6 protein-coding genes are annotated in these 9,747 nt (G+C 58.2%); 5 read left to right on the top strand and 1 reads right to left on the bottom strand.

Translation table 11 applies throughout. From position 1 onward, the window contains the following. Position 1 precedes the first annotated feature (1 nt). The 4 genes from B3873_RS06730 to B3873_RS06745 all read left to right on the top strand — a co-directional run bounded on the left by B3873_RS06730 (position 2) and on the right by B3873_RS06745 (position 5,643). Entirely contained in the window at positions 2–1,912 is a 1,911-nt protein-coding gene (locus B3873_RS06730) for a hypothetical protein (protein WP_286864803.1), read from the top strand. 6 nt (positions 1,913–1,918) lie between these two features. Next, positions 1,919–2,923 carry an NAD-dependent epimerase/dehydratase family protein gene (locus B3873_RS06735; protein WP_286864805.1) on the top strand — a complete coding sequence of 335 codons (1,005 nt, stop codon included), beginning with the start codon at positions 1,919–1,921 and terminating at the stop codon, positions 2,921–2,923. A gap of 81 nt (positions 2,924–3,004) precedes the next feature. After that, the gene (locus B3873_RS06740) at positions 3,005–4,126 is read left to right on the top strand and encodes a glycosyltransferase family 9 protein (RefSeq protein ID WP_286864807.1); all 1,122 of its coding nucleotides are present in this window, start codon (positions 3,005–3,007) and stop codon (positions 4,124–4,126) included. Then, the gene (locus B3873_RS06745) at positions 4,126–5,643 is read left to right on the top strand and encodes a GMC oxidoreductase (protein ID WP_286864809.1); all 1,518 of its coding nucleotides are present in this window, start codon (positions 4,126–4,128) and stop codon (positions 5,641–5,643) included. Before B3873_RS06740 ends, B3873_RS06745 begins: the two co-directional genes overlap by 1 nt. A gap of 35 nt (positions 5,644–5,678) precedes the next feature. On the opposite strand, the gene B3873_RS06750 is transcribed toward B3873_RS06745, so the two are convergent. Continuing rightward, entirely contained in the window at positions 5,679–6,668 is a 990-nt protein-coding gene (locus B3873_RS06750; RefSeq protein WP_414651526.1) for a UDP-glucose 4-epimerase family protein, read from the bottom strand. 183 nt (positions 6,669–6,851) lie between these two features. Between B3873_RS06750 and B3873_RS06755 the strand changes: the two genes are divergently transcribed. After that, positions 6,852–9,692 (top strand): DUF3857 domain-containing protein, encoded by a 2,841-nt coding sequence (locus B3873_RS06755; protein WP_286864811.1) that lies wholly within the window; start codon positions 6,852–6,854, stop codon positions 9,690–9,692. Positions 9,693–9,747: the final 55 nt, after the last annotated feature.

The raw sequence follows: 9,747 nt of genomic DNA on the forward strand, positions 1-9,747 counted from the left end.
CATGGCTGTCGTCGTCTTCATGACCATTGTCATGCTTTCCTGGTTGACCGGAATCGGTCTCTTGCGTTTCTTTCGTGTGGATGCAGGACGAATGGTAGCTGCAGATCCTCTGCTGGAAAGCATGCTTGGATTCATTATGCTGTCGCAGCTATATTGTCTGCTGGGTTTGTTCGGGATACTGCAGCGCTCTTACTTCCTGATGAGCAGCGCAGTCCTCGTCTTGCCAGGTGTTTTTCTCCTGTGGCAGAAAAGGACGCAGTACTTGAATCAAGCGTTGGCTTGCGTGAAACGGCTGACGTGGCCGGCTGTCCTGTGTATTGCTCTGCTGCCGATGCTGCTGCTGGCCCTTACGGTAGCGACACTTCCTCCGCTGAATTGGGATGAGATTTCCTACGCCCTGACGTTTCCTAAGCTGCACATTGCTGCGGGTAATGTCAGCTATCTGACTCAGTACGGAATTTTCAGCGCCTTTCCCTTGTTCGGTGAGACGCCGATCGGTATTCCTTATCTCCTGGTTCCAAGCCCCACCGGATCGCACCTTGTGGTCCTGGTATTTCTTTTCGCGTCCTTGATGCTGGCTTTCCGCCTTGCGGGCGCACTTTTCGAGTCGCGCTTGAACGCATGGTTGTGCGTCATCGCCTTGGCCTACCTGCCCCTGACCTTGGGTAATATCGGGACCGCGAAGATTGAGCTATATCAGCTGGCCTATATCCTGGCGGCATTTCTCATGCTGGTCCGGTACAGTCAACAGCCACATGAGACTTATCGTGTCCTGTCTTATGTATTCATCGCTTTCGCAGCGGGTATCAAGTACACCACCATCTTTGCGGCACCTTTCTACCTGTGCGCATACCTCATGGCAACGCCCATCCAGCGGGGGGTACTTGTCCATGTGAAGGAGATTTGCCGGCTCGTTTTGATTGGTATTGCCATCAACGCGGTCTGGTTGATCGTGAACTGGCACAATGTGTGCAATCCCTTTTTCCCCAACCTTGTCGGCGTCTTTGGCCAATGTCTGAAATATCCGGTGACCAAGGACATCATGGATATGGTTATGGAAGGGACCATGTGGCAAAAGGGCACATCCTGGTCTACTACGCATTCACTTGAGAACTTCAAGGCTCTTTTCATCGCCGGATTCGGAACGATCAACTCGCTGCTGCTGATTGTCGCTCTGTCCGTGTTTGCCGTGCGCAAAAAAAGCCGCTCGCTGCCCCATCTGAACTGGATATTTGGCGGCATTGTACTGACACTGTTGTTGCAGGCTTTCGGTATCTATTGGGAATTCCGCTATACCTACTTTGCCTTTACGTTCTTCCTGCTCTTTATCGGAGCCGTCCTTTTGCAGACGGTACCTGGAAGACTGGTCCGAGTAGCGACTGCCGTCCTTCTGAGTCTGCAAGCCTATCAATCCTGGACCGCTTATTTCCAGCACAATCCCGCAGTCGGTTTTGTCATGAAGGGCGACATTCCGCGACAAGGCTACCCGGACAAGTTCGTGCATCTGTATTGGGTAGCGGCGTGGCTGAACCAGAATACGCCGTCCAATGCGGTTATTGCGTTCAACTGGGGCGTGCAACCTTTCTATTATCTGGACCGTACTTTTTATTTCCTTCATGACTGGAATCCTGAAGAAAATATTCAGTTGTTTGATCAGGCGACACAGTTGCAACAGGCATTGCGCCACCGGAATGCCAGCTATCTTGTGTGGAGAAATCAGGATGACAGCGGCTATATCGATCCCAGCAAGTCCAAGGCATTCCGCGCACGCATGAATCATTTCGTTGATGAACTGGAGCGCAGCGGGTGGCTCAGGCAGGTGCATAGCCAGGACGATGTCCGCATTTTTGTCATTCAGAGAGAGGCCTCTTTGCCTTCTCCTGAAGACTCTCCAATAACGCAGCCAAAGTAACTGACCATGTACGATCTGAACGGTAAGAGAATTCTGGTTACCGGCGCTACCGGTTATGTCGGACGCAACCTGGTGAGATTCCTGCTGGCCAAGGGGCACAAGGTCATTGCATGCAGTCGCAATGCTGGTGATGCAACTGCCTTCATGCAAGCTGGTGCGCAACATCGTGTGCTGGACTATGGTGATACTTCCAAGTTGACACAGCAGCTCGCTGACGTTGACGTGATTTTTCATGCCGCGGCCGATCTGCGGAATTGGGGACGCGAAACCGAAGAGCAAAATTTCAATGTCGGTGCTACCGGGCGACTGCTCAAGGCGGGCAGTGGCTGTGTTCAGAGATTCGTTCTGGTAAGTACGGAGGCCGTCTTGTTGGGAACAGGATCAATGCAGGGTCTCACCGAGGGCACTCCCTATCCAGCCGATCCTGTCGGCCAATATGCGCGCTCGAAACAGGCGACCGAGAAGCTGGTCCTGGCAACGGATCCGCACGAGGTGGAATGTGTCAGTGTCAGGCCGCGCATGATCTGGGGAAGAGATGACACGACCATCTTGCCCAAGCTGCAGCAGGCTGTTTCGTCGGGTCGTTTCTTGTGGATCAATCATGGCAACTATCTGACATCCACTACGCATATCGATAATCTTTGCGAGGGCCTCTATCTGGCCGCGGCCCATGGCCGTGCCGGGCGTGCTTATTTCGTGACAGATGGGGAGCCAGTGCTCTTCCGTCATTTTGTGGAATATCAGTTGCGTGGGTCCGAGGACAAGATCAGCGCTCGTTCGCTGCCTCGCTGGTTGGTACTCTGTTTGGCAACTATGGTAGAGACCCTTTGGCGCGTGCTCGCAATCCAATCGCTCCCGCCGATCATGAGATCGCAGGTTTATCTGACGGGCAGTCCTGTCACCATTGATGATTCGCTTGCACGAACTGAACTGGGATATCGTGGTAAAACCTTTGCGCAACTTACGCAACAGCCGTCGCCGGAGCTGTCGGTTGATGAAAGCAAGGCATGATCTTGTTTGGCACCTGTACCTCATTCCGTTCTTGTGATGAAGCCTAATACGTTAAAACGTATCGACAATACGATAGGGCGCATGATGCTCGTGCTGCTGCGCCCAGTCGTTTTTTGTATCGATAAATTCTGCTCCCGCAGAGTCTTTCCTGACCAGCCCAAGAAGATTTCCTTCTTGAAGATACTGGGCGGAGGAAGCTTGCTGATTGCCTACCCGGCAATCCTGAGCATCCGCAAGCAATTTCCGCAGGCGCGACTCATTCTAGTGTGCGCCAAGGAAGTTGCTGTTTACGCGGAGCTGACAGATTTGTTTGACGAGATCGTGCCGATCAACACCGGTTCGATATCGGCGATTGCTCAATCCTCGCTCCGTGCAATCCAGGCCTGTTTCGCCAGCGACTTTTTCGTCAACTACGAGTTGCATTCCAAACTGAGTGCCATATTTGCTGCTCTCACCTGCTCTACCGAGCGTTTTGGTTTGTACCAAGACTGGAATCGTTGGCAGGAACGGTATATCAATCATCCGGTCTTTTATAACTCTGCAACTCCCATTTACGTCGGATATGAGCAGATTGCAAGAAAGACCGGTGCCACTCCGGTTGAGTGGTCTGCCGCATGCAGACATTTCCAGAGTCATCTCGGGTTTCAGCGCGCGGCCAGCGCATCTGCATCTGATAAGTCGACACTGATTGGTGTGGCAGCATTTTGTTCTGCCTTGTACAAGGAACGGCAGTTTTCCAATGAGGAATTCGCGCAGATCCTTGATCGCCATAGTCCCGAGAGCGGTGCCGAAGTCATGATCCTGGGGGGGCGGGCTGATCTGGAGCCCGCTACCGCGCTGGCCGGGGTGATCGAATCGCAACTGCCGTTGTTGTCGGTGAAGAACATGGCCGGAAAGACCTCATTGCGCGACGTGGTGCATCTTTTTGAGCGGTTCACGTTCCTGCTTTCCATCGATTCCGGCCTGAATCACATCGCCAGGCTTCTGCAGATACCGACGATTACCTACTGGGGACCAAGTGACCCGCAGTCACGTCTCAAAGAGATCAATCCGGCTTACGAGAGCGTTTTTTATCAGAAGATTTCCTGTGCGCCCTGTGTGCACCTGATCGACCTGCCTCCATGTGCAGGCAACAATGTTTGCATGAAGCAGTTTGTTCAGCCGCGACTGGCTGAGATTTCGAATGATGGGTGGGAAATATGATGAGTCTGCGAGTGGCAGTGGTGGGGTCTGGGCCTTCCGGTAGTTCTGCTGCCAAAGTATTGATGGATGCCGGAATTTCTGTCGACATGTTCGATGTGGGTGTCGATGCAGCATCGGCTGCGCCGGCCGAACCTGTCCATAAAAAGGAAGGACTCATTCCTCACAAGACCCTGTTTGGCTCCTCTTACATGTACCGCCGTCAGGATGGTCTTGCTCTGCAGGTTTCTGATAATGTCAGCTTCGATACCAGCCACGCAAAGGGGGGGCTTAGTTCTGTGTGGGGTGCAACGGTAGGTGCCACGACCGCGCATGACATCGCCGATTGGCCGGTAAAGATCGAGGATCTTTCCCATCATCTCTCCCAGGTGTTTGAGGATATGAGATTGTCCGCGCGGGCGGATATGCTCGACAGCATTTATCCAATCACCTTGCACGGCACGGAACTACCTTACGAAAATCGTCAAAGTGCCCATATCCTGCGCAAGGTCGCGGAGAACTCAACGGCCTTGCTTGCGGATGAATTGATGGTGGGCAAGGCCAAGCTTGCCATCGACAGTACTCCTGGTTCGCCGACCGCGTGCGTATTGTGTGGCGAGTGCATGACCGGGTGCACGCGGGGCGCGATATTCAATGCCTGGGACAAGGTAGCGTTGCTGAAGAAGCGGCCACAGTTCCGCTATCTGGAAGGGAACATCGTTCATCAGTTTGAGGAACGTGATGATGGCGTCGACCTCATTTTTTCACCGCTGCAAGGCGGCGACCGGCAGCGTGCGGGTTACGATGCCGTGATTCTGGCGGCAGGGTGCATCGACTCTACCAAGATCGCCGACGCGTCGCTCGGATGGACCGGATACGAATACAAGATCCTGGATAGCCAGAAGTTCTATTTCCCGGTCTGGGTGGGCCGTGGTGGCCACAGCTCCATTGATGAGTCCATCTCCCTTGCACATCTTTATGTACAAAGTTTTGATAGCAACAAGAACATCATTCAAGGGCAGCTTTATCCGGGAAAACTGATCGCCCAGACGATTCTGGAACATCTGTTGGGACGGGTGGGCAAGATGTTCGGAAAGCTGATCTCCCCCTTCCTCAATCGCTGCTTTGTGGGCGTGGCCTATTTTTCCTCTAAAGTTTCCGGAAGGATAGGAATCCGTTTCGAGGAAGAGAACAAGATGGTGGTCAGCGGCACTGATAATGTTCGCAGTACGACCGAATTTGACACATTTGCCCGAAAGCTCAGGAAGCACGCAAAACGCACGGGCTTTACCGCTCCCTTCGGACTCAAGATGCGTTCAAAGCTGGGGCATAGCCAGCACTTCGGCGGTACTATCCCGATGAAGGCCAACCCTGCCCGTTACGAATCGGATAGTCTCGGACGGCCCTTTGGCTGCCAAAAGGTATTTATCGTTGACTCCACCGTATTGCCATCCATTCCAGCGACCCCTACCACCGGTCTGGTCATGGCGAACGCAGCGCGCATTGCGACCTGGATCTCTGCCAATCTTCGGAGCCATTGAGACAGGGCACCGGCCCCGTGCTTTGAGCGCAGACCTTAGCTGCAAGCGATTTGTCTGAATGCCTCATCCGGTGTGCAGGGTGGCTGCCATCCGAGTTTGCTGCAGGTCTTCCTGATATCCACCTGCAACGACCCGCACAATCTCTGCGCCACCGCTCCCTTCCCCAGCAACCTCGCCCCGCATTCGAGCACCCGCGCAGGCACGGGGATCAGCCTGGCCGGCCGGCCCAAGGCCTGGCCCATGCGGCGCAACAGCTCGGTGGTCGACAGATCTTCCCCGTCACTGACCAGAAAGATTTCATTGGCTGCCGCCGGGTGATGCATGCACAGCGTCATCAGGTCGACCAGGTTGTCCAGGGCGACCAGGCTGCGGCGGTTGCCGGTGATGGCACCGAGCGGGAGCGGGATCCCCTTTTGCAGCCATCGCATCATGCTCCTGAAATTGGCCTTCACGCCCGGCCCGTAGACCAGCACCGGCCGGATCACCACCACTTCCATGCCCCCCTCGGCAGCCAGGGCCATCAGCGCCTGCTCGGCCTCCATTTTGGAAATGCCATACGCATCGACGGGTGCCGGCGTATCGTCGGCGGTGAACGGGCGTCCCGGCGCAGTCTGCTCGCCATTGACCTTGATCGAGCTGAGAAACACCAGCCGCTTGACGCCCGCGTCCCTGGCCTGTCTTGCCAGCGCAAGACTACCCTCCACATTGACCCGGCGGAACAAGCTCAACGGATCGCCGGCGGTCTCGTTCATCACGTGAACGCGCGCAGCACAATGCACTACCGTATCAATGCCGGTCAGCGCCGCGTGCCAGTTTGTCTGCGGTCCCAGGTCGCCGGTCTCCACCACTTCCACACCAGCAGGCAACAAGCCGCCGGACGCCGCGGTGCGCAGGGCCGCACGCAGAGCGAGATCGGAACGGGGAGCGAGGTGCCGCAGCAATGCGCTGCCGACAAAGCCGGAAGCGCCGGTAACGAGGATACGCATGAAGGAGTGCGGGATCGTGATGGCCAGAAGGGGCTCCATACTAACATCCGATCCGGCTCGCAATGATCCGGAAACACGTCGCGGCCGGACGCCATCGTCCGGACGCGTTGGGCAGTTGCGTCATGCCTGCACAAAAGCCCGGTGGCCATCGTACAATCTCAGCACCAAAATCAAGCCGGCCGTTGGCCTCCGATGCGTCGGCAAATCATCAGGGGAAAATTCATGCGATTCGTGTCGCCGAGAGGGCTGCTCGCCACCCTCCTGTGCAGTCTGTCCTTCGTTGTCCATGCCCAGTTGCCGGCCGCTGCCAGCGCGGCAGCGACGGAATCGGCGGAAGCCCCGTCATTGCCCGTGCGCGAGATTCAGGTCGCCTCCGAAGCCTTCACGCGCGGCGACAAGATTCCTTCCTGGGTGGAACCCATCGAGGTGCCCGCGACGCGACGTACCGAGGCCATCGTCATGCGCCTGTGGGACACACAGTTCCGCGCCGACAGCCAGCCGGTCTTCTACGTCAATCGCGCAGCACAGATCAATGACAGCAGCGCCCTGGCCTCGGCCGGGCAGTTGATCATCGACTTCGTGCCGCAGTATCAGAAAATGCATCTGCACAGCCTGCGCGTGTTGCGCGGCAAAGAAGTGCTGGATCACACCAGCCGGGTGCAGGTGCGTTTCCTGCAGCGCGAGCTGGGCATGGAAAACGGCGTCTTCAGCGGCTCGGTCCAGGCAGTCATGCTGGTGCCGGATCTGCGCGTGGGCGATACGGTGCAATACGCGTATTCGGTCGAAGGCACCAATCCGGTCTTCGGTAGCACCTACGCGAATGAGGCAGGGTGGGACTGGCCCATTCCGGTCGAGTTGCGCAGTGTCATCCTGAGCCATCCTGTCGGCCAGCGCGTGGACTGGAAAATGGTGGGCGAGATCGGCAACACCGATATCCGCCCCGACATCAGCCAAGCCGCCGGCTGGCGCAAGCTTCGCTTCACCGAGCGCGGCATCCGGATCGAGGAACCCGATCGCTGGGTCCCGGCCGACTTCAGCCTGCGTCGTTTGCAGTTCACCAGTTGGGATAGCTGGAACAGCGTGGCCCGCTGGGCCGATGGGCTGTTCCCGCCCGCGCCGGTGCCGGCCGCGCTGCAAGCCCGTCTGGAGCAATGGAAGAAACTACCCACCGACGAGCAGCGGGCCGTGGCGGCCCTGCGTTGGGTGCAGGACGAGATCCGCTACTTCTCCGTCTCCATGGGAGAAAGCTCGCATCGTCCGCACCCGCCCGCCGACGTGGTCCGCGACCGCTACGGTGACTGCAAGGACAAGACCTATCTGCTGGTGACGCTGCTGCGCGCCATGGGGATGAACGCCGTTCCCATCCTGACTTCGCTGGCCGAGCCGCGCACCGTTGCGCGTTATCTGCCCAGTCCTCTGGTCTTCGACCATGTGCTGGTGCGCCTGCGGCTCGATGGTGCGGATTACTACCTGGACCCGACCATGCAGGGACAGTCCGGCTCGCTGAGCAAGCAGGGCAGCGGTGTCGAAGGCGCAGCGATACTGGCGGTGGCACCGGAGACGACTGCCCTGGAGCGCATGCACTGGACTGATGCCGTGGCGCGCAACACCGCCATCCTGGATGAAGTGATCGAGATTCCCGCCCTGGATGCCGATGGCACGCTCAGCGCGACCTGGACCTGGGTCGGCAGTGATGCCGAAACCATGCGCGTGGTCTCCCGCAGCCTGCCGGAAGAGCGCTTGCGCAAGTTCGCACTCGGTGGCTACGAGCGCCGCTATCCCGGTATCGACCTGGTGGCCGTACCGGTGCTGGAGGACGATGCCGCCAACAACCGCGTCATCGCGCGTGCCCGCTTCAAGCTGCCCAAGCCGGCCAAGGCCTATCCGGATGGGTGGGTGGTCAAGTATGGCGCCAGCATCATGCAGGGCATCTATGATCTGCCGCGCAACTTCAAGCGCAGCTACCCGGCCAAGGTCTCGCGTGCCCCTTACCGCCTGCGTTACACCTTGCGCATGGTCTGGCCTTCCAATGTCTCGATGATGCGCGATCCGCTCGAACGCAACCTGCGCAACGAGTTCTTCACGTATTCGACCAAGCGGGTCTTCCGGGGCAACGTGCTGCAGGTCGAGCGCAGCCTGGAAGTGCTCAAGGAGACCGTCACTCCTGACGAGCTGCTGGCACTCAACAGCGCGCTGCAGCAGCTGGAATCGATCACGGCGCAAGGCGAATTCGTGGAGCGCGAGGCGATCAAGACGAGCGGCTTCATGGGCATGGGCGGCAGCACGCTCAAGGACACCGTGCGCCGTCGCCTGCAGGAGGAACTGGCCGCTTATGACCGCGTCATTGCCGCTGGCCGCCTGCGTGGCAATGACCTGGTCGAGGCTTTGTGCCGCCGCGCCGAAGTGCGCGCCGAGATGGACGAGCCGGCCAAAGGGATGGCCGACGCCGAAGAGGCCGTGCGCCAGGGACCGTCCAATCCCCGTGCCTGGGAGTGCCGCGGCCACGTCGCGCGTGACAGCCGTGATTTTGCACGCAGCATTCCCGATTACACACGGGCACTGACCCTGGGTGGCAATGAAGGCTCGCTGTACCAGTCGCGCGGGATCTCGCGCTTCTTCATGGGCAAGTACCAGGAGGCACTGGCCGATTTCACGCAGTCGGTTCTGATTTCCAAGGATGACGCCGAGTCCCGCCATTATGTGTTGCTGTGGCAAGGTCTGGCGGCGCGGCGAACCGGCCAGGCACCCAGTGCAGAGCTGCTGCAGGCGGCGCGTGGCAAGGGCAGCGACGATGTCTGGCCGAACCCGCTGCTGGCGCTGGTGGCCGGCAGCCTCGGCGAGGACGGCGTGCTTCAGGCAGCGCAACGCAAGCAGGGCGATGACAAGGACATGGCACTGACCGAAGCCTGGTTCTTCATCGGCCAGATGCGCCTGGCCAGCGGCAATGTCGCGGCCGCACGGGAGGCGTTTGAGAATGCGCGCAAGCCGGGCGTGAGCGTCTATCTCGAATACCAGGCGGCGGGCTGGGAGTTGGCACGCCTGGAACAGGCGGCCAGCAAGTAGCGCCGCAGAACTGGATCGCGAAGGAAAAAAAAGAGCAGACCCTCAGGTCTGCCGT

This window comes from Herbaspirillum sp. UBA812, from assembly GCF_002296545.1.
Classification (GTDB): Bacteria; Pseudomonadota; Gammaproteobacteria; order Burkholderiales; family Burkholderiaceae_D; genus Herbaspirillum; species Herbaspirillum huttiense.